The following is a 17,682-nucleotide window of genomic DNA, read 5'->3' on the forward strand; positions in this document are numbered from 1 at the left end:
GTCAACCCCGGCCGCGTTTTGCCGTCAAGGAGTGAATCCTTAACGAGATGACAACGGTGCCATCCGTTATCTACCTGAAGACAAGACGGCTGGTGCTCGCACTCCACTTCCATGATCCGACAAAAGAGTCGAATCGCCCATCTCGCTGAGTACGAGGGCCAGCGCCCCCAGTACCTCGGCCCGTCCGCCCAGGGACCCCGTCAGCACCGACAGTTGCCGTGCGGCGCTGGGGATGGCGTACCTCCCCACTGATTCACGGATGGGAGCCAGGACGAGTTCACCGGCGTCCGCGAGCGAGCCGCCCAGGACCACCCGGCTGGGGTTCAGGAGGTTGCAGAGGCTGGCCACGCCGCTGCCGACGTGGCGGCCCACGTCCGTGATCACCCGACGGCAGCCCGGGTCCCCGCCGCGGGCCAGCTCGACCACCCGCTCCATCGTCAACTCCGGCCCGTGCGTGCCCTGGAGCAGCGGCAGCACGTACCGCGCGGCGGCGAAGGTCTCCAGGCAGCCGCGGTTGCCGCACCGGCAGACCGGGCCCGACTCGTCCAGCGTGATGTGCCCGATCTCGCCCGCCGTACCTCCCGGCCCGCGGTAGATCTGGCCGTTGATGACCAGGCCGGCGCCGACGCCGCTGGCGACCTTGATGTAGGCCAGGTCCTTCACTCCCCGGCCGCTCCCCCAAACGAGTTCACCGAGGGCCCCGAGGTTCGCGTCGTTGTCCACGTACACGGGCACCCCGAGGCGCTGCGAGAGCTCCTGGCGGGGGTTGATGCCGGCCCAGCCCGGCAGGATGGCGGTCGAGCCCAGGGTCCCGGACTCCACGTCGATGGGGCCGGGGACGCCGAGGCCGACGCCGATGACCTTCTCCAGGCCCACCCCTATTCCCGCGATCAGCCGCCCCACCAGGGCTTCGGCCCGGTCGAAGCCCTCCGCCCAGGAGGCGTCCACGTCCAGCGGCTCGGACTCCTCGGCCAGCACCTGGTGCGCCAGGTTGCCGACCGCGACCCGCAGGTGGGTGTGGCCGAAGTCGACGCCGATGACGATGCCCGCGTCGCCGCTGAGGGAGACGCTGCGGGCCCGGCGGCCTCCGGCCGAGGTGTCGGTGACCTCGACGGTCCCGGCGTCCTTGAGCTCACGCACGATGTTGGAGACCGTTGCCGCCGACAGTCCGGTGGCGCGGGCGATCTCCGCCTGGGTCAGCGAACCCGCGAGCCGCACCGCCCGCACGACCCGTTCGAGGTTCGCCCGATGCAGCGAGGACTGCGATCCGGGAGTCTGCACGACTCATCCACTCCTGCCCATAAGCGACGGCCAGCCGTCGCCCCCCGGCCGGGCCGTCGCGGCTGCTCACTCCGAGACCCCGGCGTCTCTCCAACTTGTGAACCTTAAGTCGAGCCTTTGGGCCTCCACACGTCAAGAGGCTGACACAGCACGAAAGGGACACTACCGGCCATAAGAGGGAGAGACCCCCCGAGAGATCGTGCTACGGTCGCTGAGGCGCCGGTCCTCTGCGGCCTTTCCGGCCGGACCGGGCGCCCCGTAATGACGGCGCTACGCAAGGAGGTGTTCGGGATGAGTCCCGATCGAAGTCTTTGCAGCGCCCTCGTCGGCTGACCCAGCGGTCCGCCGGCCCGGTGATCGACTGAACCGGTGATCCACCGGCTCAGCTGATCGGCTGCCCCCTCCCCCAGGAAGTACGTACGGCCGCGGCACAGCGCTGCCTCCGCGTCCCTTCCGGAGGGCTCCCCCTCTCCTTTTTCCTTCCGCACGCTCCGGCACCTCTGCCGGGCCTGCGTCATCCATGCCCTCGGCGTGCCGTCCGGCCTTCCGTGCCGTTCCACGCCGACCCATGATCACTCCACGTGACCGCTCGGCTTCGCGCTGCCCGGACACCGTGGAGGGAGGTATTCGTCATGACCATGCTCACCCCTCGTACCCCGGCCAAGCTCGCACCGCCGGGCCGCGGCCGCCGCGAGCGCAAGACCGCCGAGCTGGAGGCCCGTACCCGGCTCGTCGGCGAGCGCCTCACCGGGATCAGCGCCGGCCCGGGCGTCCGCGCCCTTCAGGACGTGGACGCCTCGGCGAACGGCCTGACCCACGCCGAGGCCGCACTGCGCCTGGAGCGGCACGGCCTCAACACCGTCGCCCAGGAGCGCGCCCCGCACTGGTCCGTCCAGCTGGGAAAGGCGTACTGGAACCCCTTCATCGGCGTCCTGGTCTTCCTGGCCGCCGTCATGTACTGGCAGGACCCCGGGGACCCGGGCGTCATCATCCTCTCCGTGATGGTGGGGATCAGCGGGCTGCTGCGCTTCTGGCAGGAGTTCCGCTCCGGCCGCGCCGCGGACGCGCTGAAGAAGCTCGTCACCACCACCTGCGCGGTGCAGCGGCGGGCCGGCAGCGGCTCCGCCCCCACCACCTTCGAGGTCCCCATGGACCAGGTGGTCCCGGGCGACGTGGTCAAGCTGGCCGCCGGTGACCTGATCCCGGCCGACCTGCGGCTCATCACCTCCAAGGACCTGATGGTCAGCCAGGCCGCGCTGTCCGGCGAGTCCCTGCCGGTCGCCAAGGCCGACACCCGCGCCGTGGACCTCGGCCAGCAGGAGAGCTCCGACCCGGTGGAGGCCGACAACCTCTGCCTGATGGGGACCTCGGTCACCTCCGGCACCGCCACCGGGGTCGTGGTCGCCACCGGCGCCGGCACCTACTTCGGCTCCATGGCCGGCTCGCTCGTCGGCGAGCGCCCGCAGACCAACTTCGACAACGGCGTGCGCAAGGTCAGCTTCCTGCTGATCCGGTTCATGCTGGTCATGGTCCCGGTCGTCTTCATGGTCAACGGCCTCACCAAGGGCGACTGGGACGAGGCCTTCCTCTTCGGCATCGCCGTCGCGGTGGGTCTGACCCCCGAGATGCTTCCCATGGTCGTCTCCGCCAACCTGGCGCGCGGAGCCGTCGCCATGTCCCGGCGCAAGGTGGTCGTCAAGCGGCTCAACGCGATCCAGAACCTGGGTGCGATGGACGTGCTCTGCACGGACAAGACCGGCACCCTCACCGAGGACCGGATCGTCCTGGACCGCTACCTGGACGTGCACGGGGACGAGGACGGCGAGGTCCTGGAGTACGGCTACCTCAACGCACACTTCCAGACGGGACTGCGCAACCTGATGGACCAGGCGGTCATCGACCGCGTGGACGAGGCCGAGGAGGTTGTCGTCGACGCACGGTTCGCCATGGTCGACGAGATCCCCTTCGACTTCGCACGGCGCCGCATGTCCGTGGTCCTGAGCCGCAACTCCCTCGTGGCCGGCCCCGGCCGCGCCGAGCACATCATGATCACCAAGGGTGCCGTCGAGGAAGTCCTGGACCTGTGCACCCACATGACGGACCGCGGCGAGAAGGTCGAGCTGACCGGACAGCTGCGCCGGCACGTCACCGGGATCGCCGAGGAGAACAACCGCCGGGGCCTGCGGGTCCTCGCCGTGGCCACCCGTACGGTCTCCGCGCCCCGCGACACCTACACGGTCGCCGACGAGGACCAGCTGACCCTGGTCGGCTTCCTCGCCTTCCTCGACCCGCCGAAGGCCGACGCGGCCCGGGCCCTCCAGGGCCTGGCCGACAAGGGCATCGCGGTGAAGGTGGTCACCGGCGACAACGAGCTCGTCGCGGCCCGGGTGTGCGCGGACGTCGGCATCGACGTCGGGCACGTGGTGCCCGGCTCCGAGACCGACGCCCTCGACGACACGGCGCTGCGCGCGCTGGCCGCCCGTACGACCGTCTTCGCCAAGGTCAACCCGGTCCAGAAGGCCCGGATCGTCCGGGCCCTGCAGGCCGAGGGGCACACCGTCGGCTTCCTCGGGGACGGCATCAACGACGCGGCCGCCCTGCGCGACGCGGACGTCGGCATCTCCGTCGACACCGCCGTCGACATCGCCAAGGAGTCGGCGGACATCATCCTGCTGGAGAAGGACCTCACCGTCCTGGAGCAGGGCGTGGAACAGGGCCGGACCACCTTCGGCAACACGATCAAGTACATCAAGATGACGGCGTCGTCGAACTTCGGCAATGTCTTCTCGGTGCTGGTGGCGAGCGCCTTCATCCCCTTCCAGCCGATGCTCCCGATCATGCTGCTGATGCAGAACCTGGTCTACGACATCGCGCAGCTGGCGACCCCGTGGGACCGGATGGACAAGGAGTACCTGCGCAAGCCCCGCAACTGGGACGCCAAGGGCATCTTCCGCTTCATGGTCACCATCGGCCCCGTCAGCTCGATCTTCGACATCTCGATGTTCCTGATCATGTGGAACGTCTTCGTCGCCAACAGCGAGACGACCCAGTCGCTCTTCCAGTCCGGCTGGTTCATCGAGGGCCTGCTCTCGCAGACCCTGATCGTCCACATGATCCGTACCCGGAAGATCCCCTTCATCCAGTCCCGTGCCTCCTGGCCGGTGATGGTGATGACGGTCCTCGCGGTGCTGACCGGGCTCTACCTGCCGTTCTCCCCGCTGGCCGCCTCGCTGGGCTTCGTGGCCCTGCCGGCGAGCTACTTCCCGTGGCTGATCGGCGTGCTGCTCGCGTACTGCACGCTCACCCAGCTCGTGAAGACCTGGTACATCCGCAAGTTCAACACCTGGCTCTAGGTCGTGTCGTCAAAGTCCCGCCTGGCCGGCGGGGTCTGGCACGCACGCTCGCCGCGTTGTCGTCGGTCGCGAGGGCTCCGCCATCGCTCCCTCCTCCGCCTTGCGATCGCACGCACCAGACCCCGCCGGCCACCGCCCTTCGGGCGGTCGGCGCTACTTTGACGACACTCCCTAGGCAGCCCGCACCAGGAGAAGGGAGAGGCCGGTGCAGCTCACCGAATGGGAGATGGCCGCGCACCTGGCCGCCGCGCTCGGGCTCGGAGCCGTCATCGGCCTCGAACGGCAGTGGCGGGCCCGGCTGGCGGGACTGCGTACGAACGCCCTGGTGGCGGGCGGAGCGGCGCTGTTCGTGCTGCTCTCGCAGTACGGGTTCCTCAGCGCCGCCTCGGAGGTCGGCTACGACGGCTCACGGGTCGCCGCCCAGATCGTCTCCGGGATCGGCTTCCTCGGCGCCGGCGTGATCATGCGCGACGGGCTGAGCGTCCGGGGCCTGAACACGGCCGCCACCCTGTGGTGTTCGGCCGCCGTGGGCTGCCTCGCGGGCGTCGGCCTGTTCGTCCTCGCGCTCTGCGGCACGGCGGGCGTGGTGGGGGCCAACCTCGTACTGCGCCCGCTGGGCCGGCGCCTGGACCGCGAGCCCCGCGGCGGGGCCGAGGTGGCCACCGATTACCACTTCGAGGCGGTGTGCGTGGAGGCGGAGGAGGCCCACATCCGCCACCGGCTGGTCGACGCCCTGGCCCGGCCGGGCCACCAGCTGCGTTCGATCCGCAGCCAGGACGGCCCGGAACCGGGCCGGGTGACGGTGTCCGCGCTGCTGACCGCCGAGGGCGAGGGAGGCAGGGCACTGGAGGAAGCGGTCAGCAACCTCTCCCTCGACCCCTCGGTCTCGGCGGTCAACTGGTCGGTCGTGGGCAGCGCTACTTGAGGGTGGCGGAGGTCAGGCCGGCCTGGATCTGGCGCTGGAAGGACAGGTACACCGCCAGCATCGGGATGACCGCGATGGTGGCCCCGGCGAACAGCACCGGCAGGTCCGTCTCGTAGCCCATCTGGTACTGGAGCTGGATGAGCCCCTGGGTGAGCATGTAGCGCTCGGGCTCGCCGCTGGTCTGCGGCTGCATCAGCACGGCGGGCAGGATGTACTGGTTCCACTGGCCCAGCACGTTGAAGATGCCGACGCTGATCAGGCCGGGCTTGGCCATGGGCAGCATCACCTGGAAGAAGATCCGGGTGTCGGAGGCCCCGTCGATCACCGCCGCCTCGTGGATCGCGGTGGGCAGCGTCCGGAAGAAGGAGTGCATGAAGAAGACGGTGAACGGCATCGAGTAGGCGACGTACACCAGGATCAGGCCCTGGTAGCTGTTCAGCATGTCGAAGCGCTTGACCATGAAGAACAGCGGTACGAGCGCCAGGAACACCGGGAACATCGCCCCGCCGACGAAGAAGTAGTAGATGACCCGGTTGCCCGTGAAGGGGTAGCGGGCCAGCACGTACGCGGCCATCGAGCCGAACAGCATGGTCAGCGGGACCGAGAACACCAGCACGATCAGCGTATTGGCGAAGTAGCCGCCGATGCCCTTGTCCCAGGCCCGCCCGAACGCGTCGAAATGCCAGTTCGAGGGCCAGCTCAGGGCCGAGCCGCCGATCTGCGCGTCGGTCTTGAAGGAGCCGAGCGCGAGCCAGATCAGGGGCAGGACGATCATTATCGCCCAGAGGACGAGGAAGCCGTGCGAGAAGACGTTCAGGACCACGCCCTCGGAGCTGCGCCTGGCCCGTTCCCCCGGCCGGCCGGACGCGCCGGACTTCTCCGCGGCCGCATCGCCCTGGACCTTGGTCACTGTGGTCATCGTGGAACTCCGCTCAGAACTCGATGCGCTCGCGGCGGGTGGCACGCAGCGTGATGACGGAGAGGATCATGGTCAGGGCGAGCATGACCACGCCCATGGCGCAGGCGTATCCGCTCTTGCCGAAGTACAGGAAGTTGCGCATCAGCACCGTCGACATGACCTCGCTGTGGTGGTCGGGTCCGCCGCCGAACTGGCCGGATGTCATGGTCGACACGAGGACGAACATGTCCATCGCGGCAATGCCCAGGTAGACCGCGGAGGTCTGCACAGAGTCCCACAGCAGGGGCAGCGTGACCTTGAAGAAGGTCTGGGCGCGCCCGGCGCCGTCGAGCAGCGCGGCCTCGTAGATGTCCTTCGGTACGGACTGCATGGCCGCGGAGAACAGCACGAGGTAGAAGCCGACGCCGTGCCAGACGACCACGAACAGCAGGCACCACAGGACGAAGTCGGGCTCGTTGAGCCATTCGACGGGGTGCTGCGGGTCGACCAGGCCGGCCTTGATGAGGAAGCCGTTGAGCAGGCCGCCCTGGTCGCTGCGGTAGATCGCGCCGAAGAGGACGGCGAGGATGGCGAGGGAGAGGACCTGCGGGAAGAAGTACACGACCTTGTAGAAGCGGGAGCCGCCGACGCCCTGCACTCCACCGGCCCCGCTGCGCCCTCCGGCGTTCACCATGAAGGCGAAGAAGAGGGCGAGCAGGATGGTGATCACCGGGACGAACACCAGGAGCAGCAGGTTGTGCCAGAGGGCGCCGCGGAAGACCTCGTCCTGCAGCAACGTCGCGTAGTTGTCCAGGCCGACGAAGTCGAACGTCGGTGACTGGCCCGACCAGTTGGTGAAGGAATAGCCGAATGTCTGCACATACGGCCAGATGACGAAGGTGAGGTACAGCGCGAGTGGCGCGATGAGGAAGCCGGCGACGAAACCGTTCTTCCGTTTCCCCTGGGCTACGTGGCTCATGGTGTCCGTCCCTGGTCTTGCCGGGTGGCCGGTGGGCGCGGTGTCAGCTGCGGCGGTTGTTCTTGGCGTTCGGGTCCTTCGCCGCCTTGTCTACCGCAGCCTGGGCCCGCTTGATCCATTCCTTCGGCTGGATCCGCTGGGCCATCAGCTCATTGGACGCGTTCTGGATCTCGGTGTCCATCTCGCTGTACCAGTCGGTGTAGCGGTAGCTGAAGGTGTTGGTGCCCGCTGACTTGAGGGCGTCCACCGCCGACTGGGTGCCCGGCCGCAGCTTGACGCCCGGGTCCACGCCGTCCTTGACGACGGTGAGGGAGTTGGCCTGCTGGGCGAAGATCGTCGACCATTCGCGGGACAGCATCGAGCGCAGGAACTCCAGGCCGGCGGCCTTGTTGGCGGCCTTCTCCGGGACGATGAAGGGCTCGTCGACGCCGGCCCGGATGGCCTCGAAGGGCAGCTTGCTGTCGGCGAGCAGCGGCACCGGCAGGAACTTCATGTCGAAGTCCTCCGGGGTCTGCTTCAGCTGTTCGTTCTCCAGCCAGGAGCCGGAGGGGATGAAGGCCGCCTTGTACTCGTTCCAGGCGGTCTGGGACTCCGTGTGGGTGAGGCCGTTGGTGCCCGGCATCAGCAGGCCCTTCTCGACCACCTCGTACACCGCCTCGACCGCGGCGAGGGCGGCCGGGTTGCCCTCGAAGGCGTTCGGCTCCAGGTGGTCGATCGCCTTCAGGGCGTCCAGGCCGCCCTTCTTGGCGATCAGGTCCATGATGACGACGTTGATGTAGTACGGGTGCTTGCCCTGGTGGGCGAGGCCGCCGATGCCCGCCTCCTTGGCCTTGGTGCAGACGGCCAGGAACTCGTCCCAGGTCTTCGGCGGGGCCCAGCCCTTCTCCTTGAAGAGCTTGCCGGAGTACCAGAAGCCGGAGACGGCGTACACGTACTTCAGGGTGACGAACTTGCCGCCCTGGTTGCCCTGGTCGACGGCTCCGTCGACGAGCATGTCGCGGACCTTCTTGGTGGGGTCGTCGAGCGAGGGGGCGTCGAGGACGGCGGTGAGGTCGGCGAGCTGGCCGCTCTTGGCGAGGACGTCCAGCGGGATCTTCTGGGCGCCGGAGTCGTCGACGACGTCCGGCGGGTTGCCTCCGTTGAAGCGCGGCTGGAGCTTGGCGGTGATCTCCTGGGTGCCCAGGTGCTCACTGGTGGTGCCCCACTTCTTGTCGAAGGCGGCCTCCCAGGCCTTCGCGTAGTCGTCGCCGAAGCCGCCCTTGAAGACGACGACGTCCAGCTTGCTGCCCTTGGCGACGCCGAAGGGGTTCTCCTTGGTCACCGCACCCTTGTCGGGCCCCTTCGTGGAGTTCTCCTCGCCGCCCGAGGCGCACGCGGACAGGAAGCTCATCGTCGGCACGGTGATGAGGCCGAGTGCCGCGGAGCGCTTGATCAGGTCACGGCGGCCGAGACCGGCGTCGCCGTTGCCGTTCTCGCCGTGGGCGGAGGTGGATCCCATGCTCAAGTCCTCGCCTTCGTCAGGAGTGTGAAGGAGGAAGGAACACAGGGCAGTTGCCGCACGTACGGGCAACGCCGCAGGTCCCCGCTCTCCCCCGGTCCGGGGCCGCTCGTTTCGCGATGATCCGGACGGGCACAGGTATAGTCCACTTCAGCTCGTGTGAGCAAGATCATGCACAAGGATGACCGCCAGCTTTTCCGAGTTGAGACCTGTCCGTCATCTGGCACCGCCACCACGAAAAGCGGAAGGGCCGTACCCCCTTAACGGGGATACGGCCCTTTGGTGCCGAATGGCGCGGTCCGGAGTCCGGACCGTCCGCGACTAGCCGCGGATGAGGTTGCGCAGGACGTACTGCATGATGCCGCCGTTGCGGTAGTAGTCCGCCTCACCCGGCGTGTCGATGCGGACGACCGCGTCGAACTCCACGCCGGTGCCGGTGGTCACCTTGACCGTGCGCGGGGTGGTGCCGTTGTTCAGCTCCTCCACACCGGTGAAGGCGAAGGTCTCCTCGCCGGTCAGGCCCAGGGAGGCGGCGGTGGCGCCCTCCGGGAACTGGAGCGGCAGGACGCCCATGCCGATCAGGTTCGAGCGGTGGATGCGCTCGTAGGACTCGGCGATGACGGCCTTGACGCCGAGCAGCGCGGTGCCCTTGGCCGCCCAGTCGCGCGACGAGCCGGAGCCGTACTCCTTGCCCGCCAGGATGACCAGCGGGATGCCGGCGGCCTGGTAGTTCTGCGAGGCGTCGTAGATGAAGGAGACCGGCGCGCCCTCGACGGTGAAGTCGCGGGTGAAGCCGCCCTCGGTGCCCGGCGCGATCTGGTTGCGCAGGCGGATGTTGGCGAACGTACCGCGGATCATGACCTCGTGGTTGCCGCGGCGGGAACCGTACGAGTTGAAGTCGCGGCGCTCGACGCCGTGCTCGGTAAGGTACTTGCCGGCCGGGGTATCGGCCTTGATCGCACCGGCCGGGGAGATGTGGTCGGTGGTGACCGAGTCGCCCAGCTTCGCCAGCACGCGGGCGTCGGCGATGTCGGAGACCGGGGTGGTCTCCATCGTCATGCCCTCGAAGTAAGGGGGCTTGCGGACGTAGGTGGACTGCGGGTCCCACTCGAACGTGTTGCCGGTCGGGATCGACAGCGCCTGCCACTGGGCGTCGCCCGCGAAGACGTCCTGGTAGGACTTGTTGAACATGTCCTCGCCGATGGCGTTCGCCACGACGTCGTTGACCTCGGCCTCGGTGGGCCAGATGTCCTTGAGGAAGACCGGGTTGCCCTCGGTGTCGATGCCGATGGCGTCGTTGGTGATGTCCACCTTCATGGAGCCCGCGATGGCGTACGCGACGACCAGCGGCGGGGAGGCCAGGTAGTTCATCTTGACGTCGGGGTTGATCCGGCCCTCGAAGTTGCGGTTGCCCGAGAGGACCGAGGTGACCGCGAGGTCGTGCTCGTTGATCGCCTTCGAGATCTCCTCGTCCAGCGGACCGGAGTTGCCGATGCAGGTGGTGCAGCCGTACCCGACGAGGTTGAAGCCCATCTTGTCGAGGTACGGGGTCAGGCCGGCCTTGTCGAAGTAGTCGGTGACGACCTTCGAGCCCGGGGCCAGGGTGGTCTTGACCCACGGCTTGCGGGACAGGCCCTTCTCGACCGCCTTCTTGGCCACGAGCGCCGCGGCGACCATGACGTAGGGGTTCGAGGTGTTGGTGCAGGAGGTGATCGCGGCGACGGTGACGGCGCCGTGGTCGATCTCGAAGGACGAGCCGTCGGCCAGGGTGACCAGGGTCGGGCGGGTCGGCACGCCGTCGACGGTGGCCGGGGAGTCGGAGGCCGGGAAGGACTCCTTGCCCGCCTCGTCGTCGTCCTCGACGTAGTTGCGCACGTCCAGGGCGAACTGCTGGGAGGCGTTGGCGAGGACGATGCGGTCCTGCGGACGCTTCGGGCCGGCGATGGAGGGGACGACCGTGGAGAGGTCGAGCTCCAGCTTCTCGGAGAAGTCCGGCTCGGCGGCCGGGTCCAGCCACAGGCCCTGCTCCTTGGCGTACGCCTCGACGAGCGCGACCTGCTGGGCGTCGCGGCCGGTCAGGCGCAGGTACTTCAGGGTCTCGTCGTCGATCGGGAAGATCGCGGCGGTGGAGCCGAACTCCGGCGACATGTTGCCGATGGTGGCGCGGTTCGCGAGGGAGGTGGCGGCGACGCCCTCACCGTAGAACTCGACGAACTTGCCGACGACGCCGTGCTTGCGGAGCATCTCGGTGATGGTCAGCACGAGGTCGGTGGCGGTGGTGCCGGCCGGCAGCTCGCCGGTCAGCTTGAAGCCGACGACGCGCGGGATCAGCATGGAGACCGGCTGGCCGAGCATCGCGGCCTCGGCCTCGATGCCGCCGACGCCCCAGCCCAGCACGCCCAGGCCGTTGACCATGGTGGTGTGCGAGTCGGTGCCGACGAGGGTGTCGGGGTACGCCTGGCCGTTACGGACCATGACCGTGCGGGCCAGGTGCTCGATGTTGACCTGGTGGACGATGCCGGTGCCCGGCGGGACGACCTTGAAGTCGTCGAAGGCGGTCTGGCCCCAGCGCAGGAACTGGTAGCGCTCCTTGTTGCGGCCGTACTCCAGCTCGACGTTCTGCGCGAAGGCGTCCTTCGTGCCGAACTTGTCGGCGATGACCGAGTGGTCGATGACCATCTCGGCGGGCGAGAGCGGGTTGATCTTCGCCGGGTCGCCGCCGAGGGCCTTCACGGCCTCGCGCATGGTGGCGAGGTCCACGACGCAGGGAACGCCGGTGAAGTCCTGCATGATCACGCGAGCCGGCGTGAACTGGATCTCCTCGCTGGGCTGGGCCTGCGAGTCCCAGTTCCCGAGCGACCGGATGTGGTCGGCGGTGATGTTCGCGCCGTCCTCGGTACGGAGCAGGTTCTCCAGCAGCACCTTCAGGCTGTAGGGAAGGCGGGCGGAGCCCTCAACCTTGTCCAGCCGGAAGATCTCGTACGACTCGTCGCCCACCTGCAGCGTGCTGCGGGCGTCGAAGCTGTTCGCCGACACGACAGTCTCCTTCATGCATGAATTCGCGCGTATTTACCGCATCCTGCCGCCACGCCCCTTGGCCAATCCGCTAAGGTAAGGCTAAGTTAGGTAACCCTTACCAGCGGGGGCGGCTGCGGTACGCCTTCGGCAGATATCTCGATGTCGAGATAACTCTAGTACATGTCCGGGCGCGGAGACGAGGCACGCACCCGCGCCCGCCCGGGCGAGCGGCCGGGCGGCCGCTTCAGCCTGCCCGGATTCCGCGCGCGGGGCGACCCCGGGGGCCTCGCACAGGCGGCCGGAGGGGCGGGGAATCCGCTATTGAACGCGTTCATATTTTCTGTCAGGATGCGTCCAGCCTTCCGCGGGACGGCTGGACGAAAGGACGCCGGCCATGACCAGCTCGCTTCTCCGACCGCGGCGCCGTGCCCGCGCCGCCGTCGCCGCTGCCGCGGCCACTGCCACTGCCACTGCCACTGCCACTGCCGACGAGACGGTGGTGGCGGGGAGCACCGCGCCGACCCGGATCCTGGACTGGCGCGATCCGCGCGTCGCCGCGCTGGTACGTGACCTCGGCGCGGCCCCGGCCGCCGGAGCCCAGGCCGGTTCCGCGGAGCCGGCAGACCCCGCGGAGCCGGCGGACGCGGTCCGGCAGATCGAGGCCCTGTACCGGGCCCACCGGTGGATCGCCACGGCCGTACGGCCCGTGTACTCGGTGCAGGACGAGCGGCCCGTGTCGGAGGTGCTGCGCCTGGGCCGCGGGTCGTGCAGCCAGCGGATGGCCGTCCTGGAGGCGGTCGCGCGGGCGTCCGGGGTGCCCACGCGGGTGCGCGGCCTGCTGGTGGACGGTACCTTCTGGTACCCGCGCTTCCCCCGGCTGCGCCGGATCGTCCCGGACCAGGTGCTGCTGGCCTGGCCGGAGTTCCGCCCCGGGGGTCCCGCCGCGCCGTGGCTCACGGTCTCGGAACTCTTCGGCGGGCTGCGCCCCCTGGGTGCGGAGCCCGGCGAGGGCTTCACCAACGCCGGGTCGGAGACGCTCTTCGAGGCGCTGTCCCGGACCGCGATCGACTGGGACGCGGCGCCGGTCTGCCCGAGTGCGGGCCCCGGAGCCAGTCCCGGGGCGGACTCGGGGGCGGGCCCCGCGTGCGACCTCTCCGCGTACGTCCTGACGGACCTCGGCCACCACGACTCGCGCGACGAGCTCTTCGCCCGGCACGGCCAGACCCTCTGCGGGATGGCGAGGCTGCTGGCGGAACCGGTCCTGGGCCGCCGCGCGGCGGGCGCGGCGTAGGCCCCGGCTTCGGGGGCCGGCGTAGTCCTCCGCCTCGGGGCGCGGCGTAGGAGCACAGCCTGACCGGCGCCGACCCTGACCCACCGGACACCCCCTAGCCCGCGAGGGCGTGGCGGGCGGCCCAGGCGTTGACGGCGGCGGCTATCTCCTCGGGGCGGTCCTCCGGGCAGAGGTGGGCCGCCGGGCCGCAGTACTCGGTCTCCAGCGCGGCGACGTTCTCCTCGCACCAGGCGATCGTCGCGGCTCCGACCATCAGGGCGGGCGAACCGCCGAAGGTGAGCAGGAGCTTGGGCACCTCGGGGCTGGCGGACAGCCAGGCGCCGTACTCCTCGACGCGGGCGACGACGTCCGCCGGCTCGCCCCCGATCGGCAGCGAGCGGGCCCACTGGAGCATGGGCAGCCGGCTTTCACGGGTCGGGTAGGGGGCGGCGTACACGGCCCGGTCGGTTTCGCCCAGCGGGTTCAGGACGGTCCGCCCGATGCTGTCCTCGATGAAGATGTTCCGGTCGAGGACCATCTCCTCCCCCACGCCGGGGGTGCGTATCGCCTCGAACCGGACACGGGCGTCGGGCGGGTACTCCTCCCAGGTGAGCGGCCGCAGGATCGTTTCCATGAAGGCGATGCCGCGCACCCGCCCGGGGTGGCGGGCGGCCCGGTCGAAGGCGAGGGCCCCGCCCCAGTCCTGGCCGACGAGCACGACCTCGTCGAGCCCGAGGGCGTCGAACCAGGCGTCCAGGTAGCGGGCGTGGTCCTCGAAGCGGTACGCGCCGTCCGGCTTGCCCGAACGGCCCATGCCGATGAGGTCCGGGGCCAGGACGCGCACCCCGCCGCCGATCCGGGGGAGCACGCCCCGCCACAGGTGGGAGGAGGTGGGGTTGCCGTGCAGGAACACGTAGGGGACACCGCGGACGCCTTCGTCGCGGTCCTCGTAGTACATCGTCGAGTCGAGTACGTCGATCGTGGGCACGGGAGGCCCCTCTCGCTCATCGTTCGGGTGACTAACGTTCGTGACACGAACGAAGTTATACCGTTAGTGCCACCAACGCAACGGATAGGCTTCGCCCCATGACGACGGAAGAGGACCGGACCGTTCCCGCGAGGCTGCGCAAGCTGCCCAGCCGACTGCTGGGGCAGGCCGCGGCGAACGCGCAGCGACTGGTGGCCGAGGGACTGAGTGGGGCAGATGCCCGTAATTGGCACTATGCGGTGTTGGTCACCTTGGAGGAGTTCGGACCCGCGAGCCAGGCCGCGTTGAGCACCCGTACCACCATCCACCGCAGCGACCTCGTCGCCGTCATCAACGAACTCGCCGAGCGCGAGCTGGTCGAGCGGGCGCCCGACCCCGAGGACCGCAGGCGCAATGTCATCACCCTCACACCGCTGGGCCGAAGGCGGCTGCGCAAGCTGGAACAACTGCTGGACGCCGCCCAGGAGGAGCTCCTGGCCCCCCTGTCCGCGCCGGAACGGGAGCAGCTCGTACACCTGCTCGGCCGTATCGTCGCGCACCGCTCCGGGGCCGGACCCACCATGGGAGCTGACGGTCGGTAACACCCGTTCGCCACACCCGGTGCAAGCCGCATCTCATATCTGAGATAACGTGCACCCATGGCAGACGACTACCTCGTACGCATCGGCAAGCTCATCCGTGACGCCCGGCAGCACCGGGGCTGGACACAGAGTCAGCTCGCCGACGCACTCGGCACCAGCCAGAGTGCCGTGAACCGCATCGAGCGCGGCAATCAGAACATCAGCCTTGAGATGATCGCCCGCATCGGTGAAGCACTCGACAGCGAGATCGTCTCTCTGGGCTACGCCGGCCCGATGCATCTGCGGGTCGTCGGAGGCCGCCGGCTGTCCGGTGCCATCGACGTCAAGACGAGCAAGAACGCGTGCGTCGCCCTGCTGTGCGCCTCCCTGCTCAACAAGGGCCGTACGGTGCTGAGGCGGGTGGCCCGCATCGAGGAGGTCTACCGCCTCCTGGAGGTCCTGAACTCCATCGGCGTCCGCACCCGCTGGATCAACGACGGCGTGGATCTGGAGCTGATCCCGCCGGCCCGCCTCGACATGGAGGCCATGGACGCCGACGCGGCGCGCCGGACCCGGAGCATCATCATGTTCCTGGGCCCCCTGCTGCACCGGATGGACAGCTTCCGCCTGCCCTACGCCGGTGGCTGCGACCTCGGCACCCGCACCATCGAGCCGCACATGATCGCCCTGCGCCGCTTCGGCCTGGACATCACCGCGACCGAGGGCATCTACCACGCGAAGGTCGCGGCCGGGGTCTCCCCCGACCGGCCGATCGTGCTGACCGAGCGCGGGGACACGGTCACCGAGAACGCGCTGCTGGCCGCCGCGCGGCACGACGGTGTCACCGTCATCCGCAACGCCTCCTCCAACTACATGGTCCAGGACCTGTGCTTCTTCCTGGAGGCGCTCGGGGTCGAGGTCGAGGGCGTCGGCACCACCACGCTCACCGTCCACGGCATCCCGAACATCGACGTGGACGTGGACTACTCCCCCTCCGAGGACCCGGTCGAGGCGATGAGCCTGCTCGCCGCCGCGGTCGTCACGGAGTCGGAGCTGACCATCCGCCGGGTCCCGATCGAGTTCATGGAGATCGAGCTCGCGGTGCTGGAGGAGATGGGCCTCGACCACGACCGCTCGGCGGAGTACCCGGCGGACAACGGCCGTACCCGTCTGGTGGACCTGACGGTGCGCCCCTCCAAGCTCGAAGCCCCGATCGACAAGATCCACCCCATGCCCTTCCCCGGGCTGAACATCGACAACGTCCCGTTCTTCGCGGCCATCGCCGCCGTCGCCCAGGGCCAGACCCTGATCCACGACTGGGTGTACGACAACCGGGCCATCTACCTGACGGACCTGAACCGCCTCGGCGGCCGCCTCCAGCTCCTGGACCCCCACCGCGTCCTGGTCGAGGGCCCCACCCGCTGGCGCGCGGCGGAGATGATGTGCCCGCCGGCCCTACGCCCGGCGGTGGTCGTCCTCCTGGCGATGATGGCGGCGGAGGGCACCTCGGTGCTCCGCAACGTCTACGTCATCAACCGCGGGTACGAGGAACTGGCCGAGCGCCTCAACTCGGTCGGCGCGCAGATCGAGATCTTCCGGGACATCTAGAAGGTGGGGTGCGTGGGCAAGATTCGGGCCTGCTGTGACGCCCCCCCTCACCACCCACTGACCTGCGCCCCCGGCGCCTTCCACTCCTTGTGCAGCGACTGTGCAGCGCAGGAATCGAATACTGAAGCACCGTCAGCTCCGCCTGAACCTCCGCCACTCCTCACGGAACGTGGCGGGGGTTCAGGCGCTTCCGGACCGAATTGCAAGTCAGTGGCGTGCTGCGGTTCCTGATGGACCGTCTTCCGCTACATAGGGTGGTGGCACTTTGTCGCGCCCTCGTCATGCCGTTCGGGGTGATCCCGGCGGCTGAGACGATGCCGCCCGGTTACTGTGCAGTCATGTGCGGACCGCACCTCTCCTCGGACGGGTGGCCACAGCCCTGGAGTGCTTCAGCCGACGTCTGCACCCGGTTGGACATCACGTTTGCCCGGACCGCGCTGGACTTCCACGGCCTCGATTCCCTGGAAGCGGCCCACTGGCAGGAAGGGATCGAGCACGCGCAACAGGACCGCGTCCGCTCAGGTTTCGACCGGATTTAGGGGGCGTGCCAATCCCTCGCCTCCACGAGCAGGGGCTTCGTCGTTGTTGGCGACTCATCCTGCGTACCGACCGGTACAAGATTCAATCGAACCAGGCGAAGAAAAGCATTGCCACCGTCCTCGCCGGCATCTGGTTCCTGACGCCCTTCCTCGGCGACCCACCGGAGAAGAACACCGCCAATGCCAAGCCGCAGCCCGCCGTCACCGCTGCGGCCACGCCACTGGCAAGCACTTCGCCTACGCCAACGCCAACAAAAAGCGCGGAACCTCAGATGCCCACCGTTGTGGGCAAGCCCTTCGGGGAGGCGGAGAAGGCCGTCGAGGACCTGATCGACAAGAAACTCACGGCGCTCAGCGCGTACAACGACGTAGAGCTTCCCGCTGCCTACGCGGACTGGGTCGTCTGCTTCCAGGGCCCCGAGGGCGGCGTGAAGCTTTTCCCGGCGTACGCGAACACCAGCGTGTACCTCGTCGCCCCCGGCACGGCATGTCCGGCCGAGAAGAACACTGGCCTCCACCCGAAGCCAGCACCCACCCCAGCGCAGCCCAGATCAGGAACGCGCACGCACCCACCCCCAGCAGACCGACCGGAATCAGTACAGCGAGCAGCCATCCAGGCATGACGTCCCCCAGACACCTTTTTTGCACCCGGTTTAACCAGCGTAGGCGCCCCCATTGACACCGCCTCGGGACAAGTCACCGCCTCGTCGCGGGGGCTTCTGCATGTTGAGATCCCGTGGCCAAGGCCCACCGCCTGCCGCGCTC

General features: G+C 68.9%; 12 protein-coding genes. 6 read left to right on the forward strand and 6 right to left on the reverse strand.

The window, feature by feature from the left end:
* Positions 1–66: 66 nt before the first annotated feature.
* A complete protein-coding gene (locus OG447_RS28840; RefSeq protein ID WP_266940363.1) occupies positions 67–1,281 on the reverse strand; it encodes an ROK family transcriptional regulator in 1,215 nt (404 codons plus the stop codon).
* Positions 1,282–1,913: 632 nt separating this feature from the next.
* On the opposite strand from OG447_RS28840, the gene mgtA reads away from it, so the two are divergent.
* Together mgtA and OG447_RS28850 are read left to right on the forward strand one after the other, a co-directional pair.
* A complete protein-coding gene (gene mgtA / locus OG447_RS28845; RefSeq protein ID WP_266940364.1) occupies positions 1,914–4,634 on the forward strand; it encodes a magnesium-translocating P-type ATPase in 2,721 nt (906 codons plus the stop codon).
* 205 nt (positions 4,635–4,839) lie between these two features.
* Positions 4,840–5,559: an MgtC/SapB family protein gene (locus tag OG447_RS28850; protein WP_323181874.1), complete on the forward strand. Its 720-nt coding sequence runs from the start codon at positions 4,840–4,842 to the stop codon at positions 5,557–5,559.
* On the opposite strand, the gene OG447_RS28855 is transcribed toward OG447_RS28850, so the two are convergent.
* From OG447_RS28855 to acnA, 4 genes are all read right to left on the reverse strand, one after another.
* Positions 5,552–6,478: a carbohydrate ABC transporter permease gene (locus OG447_RS28855; RefSeq protein WP_266940365.1), complete on the reverse strand. Its 927-nt coding sequence runs from the start codon at positions 6,476–6,478 to the stop codon at positions 5,552–5,554. The two genes, OG447_RS28850 and OG447_RS28855, sit on opposite strands and share 8 nt — an antisense overlap.
* 13 nt (positions 6,479–6,491) lie before the next feature.
* Entirely contained in the window at positions 6,492–7,436 is a 945-nt protein-coding gene (locus OG447_RS28860) for a carbohydrate ABC transporter permease (protein ID WP_266940366.1), read from the reverse strand.
* A 43-nt stretch (positions 7,437–7,479) separates the two neighbouring features.
* Positions 7,480–8,934, reverse strand: coding sequence for an N-acetylglucosamine/diacetylchitobiose ABC transporter substrate-binding protein (gene ngcE, locus OG447_RS28865; protein ID WP_266940367.1), 1,455 nt, complete (start codon positions 8,932–8,934; stop codon positions 7,480–7,482).
* 321 nt (positions 8,935–9,255) lie between these two features.
* Positions 9,256–11,970 (reverse strand): aconitate hydratase AcnA, encoded by a 2,715-nt coding sequence (gene acnA / locus OG447_RS28870; RefSeq protein ID WP_323181875.1) that lies wholly within the window; start codon positions 11,968–11,970, stop codon positions 9,256–9,258.
* A 376-nt stretch (positions 11,971–12,346) separates the two neighbouring features.
* Here acnA and OG447_RS28875 point away from each other — a divergent pair, with 376 nt between their 5' ends.
* Positions 12,347–13,243 carry a transglutaminase-like domain-containing protein gene (locus OG447_RS28875; protein WP_266940369.1) on the forward strand — a complete coding sequence of 299 codons (897 nt, stop codon included), beginning with the start codon at positions 12,347–12,349 and terminating at the stop codon, positions 13,241–13,243.
* A gap of 94 nt (positions 13,244–13,337) precedes the next feature.
* Here the strand turns inward: OG447_RS28875 and OG447_RS28880 are convergent, their stop codons facing one another.
* Positions 13,338–14,210: a haloalkane dehalogenase gene (locus OG447_RS28880; protein WP_266940370.1), complete on the reverse strand. Its 873-nt coding sequence runs from the start codon at positions 14,208–14,210 to the stop codon at positions 13,338–13,340.
* Positions 14,211–14,308: 98 nt separating this feature from the next.
* Here OG447_RS28880 and OG447_RS28885 point away from each other — a divergent pair, with 98 nt between their 5' ends.
* From OG447_RS28885 to OG447_RS28895, 3 genes are all read left to right on the forward strand, one after another.
* Complete coding sequence (locus tag OG447_RS28885; RefSeq protein ID WP_266940371.1) at positions 14,309–14,791, forward strand: MarR family winged helix-turn-helix transcriptional regulator; 483 nt, start codon at positions 14,309–14,311, stop codon at positions 14,789–14,791.
* A 57-nt stretch (positions 14,792–14,848) separates the two neighbouring features.
* The gene (locus tag OG447_RS28890; RefSeq protein ID WP_266940372.1) at positions 14,849–16,378 is read left to right on the forward strand and encodes a UDP-N-acetylglucosamine 1-carboxyvinyltransferase; all 1,530 of its coding nucleotides are present in this window, start codon (positions 14,849–14,851) and stop codon (positions 16,376–16,378) included.
* Between the two features lie 544 nt (positions 16,379–16,922).
* Positions 16,923–17,540 carry a hypothetical protein gene (locus tag OG447_RS28895; protein WP_266940373.1) on the forward strand — a complete coding sequence of 206 codons (618 nt, stop codon included), beginning with the start codon at positions 16,923–16,925 and terminating at the stop codon, positions 17,538–17,540.
* Positions 17,541–17,682 lie beyond the last annotated feature (142 nt).

The sequence above is a fragment of the Streptomyces sp. NBC_01408 genome (assembly GCF_026340255.1).
Lineage (GTDB): Bacteria > Actinomycetota > Actinomycetes > Streptomycetales > Streptomycetaceae > Streptomyces.

Excerpts from the sequence above, each read along its gene's own strand:
- OG447_RS28890 (WP_266940372.1), top strand. The coding sequence starts at position 14,849 with ATGGCAGACGACTACCTCGTACGCATCGGCAAGCTCATCCGTGACGCC.
- OG447_RS28860 (WP_266940366.1), bottom strand. The coding sequence starts at position 7,436 with ATGAGCCACGTAGCCCAGGGGAAACGGAAGAACGGTTTCGTCGCCGGC.
- OG447_RS28855 (WP_266940365.1), bottom strand. The coding sequence starts at position 6,478 with ATGACCACAGTGACCAAGGTCCAGGGCGATGCGGCCGCGGAGAAGTCC.
- OG447_RS28875 (WP_266940369.1), top strand. The coding sequence starts at position 12,347 with ATGACCAGCTCGCTTCTCCGACCGCGGCGCCGTGCCCGCGCCGCCGTC.
- OG447_RS28885 (WP_266940371.1), top strand. The coding sequence starts at position 14,309 with ATGACGACGGAAGAGGACCGGACCGTTCCCGCGAGGCTGCGCAAGCTG.
- ngcE (WP_266940367.1), bottom strand. The coding sequence starts at position 8,934 with ATGGGATCCACCTCCGCCCACGGCGAGAACGGCAACGGCGACGCCGGT.
- mgtA (WP_266940364.1), top strand. The coding sequence starts at position 1,914 with ATGACCATGCTCACCCCTCGTACCCCGGCCAAGCTCGCACCGCCGGGC.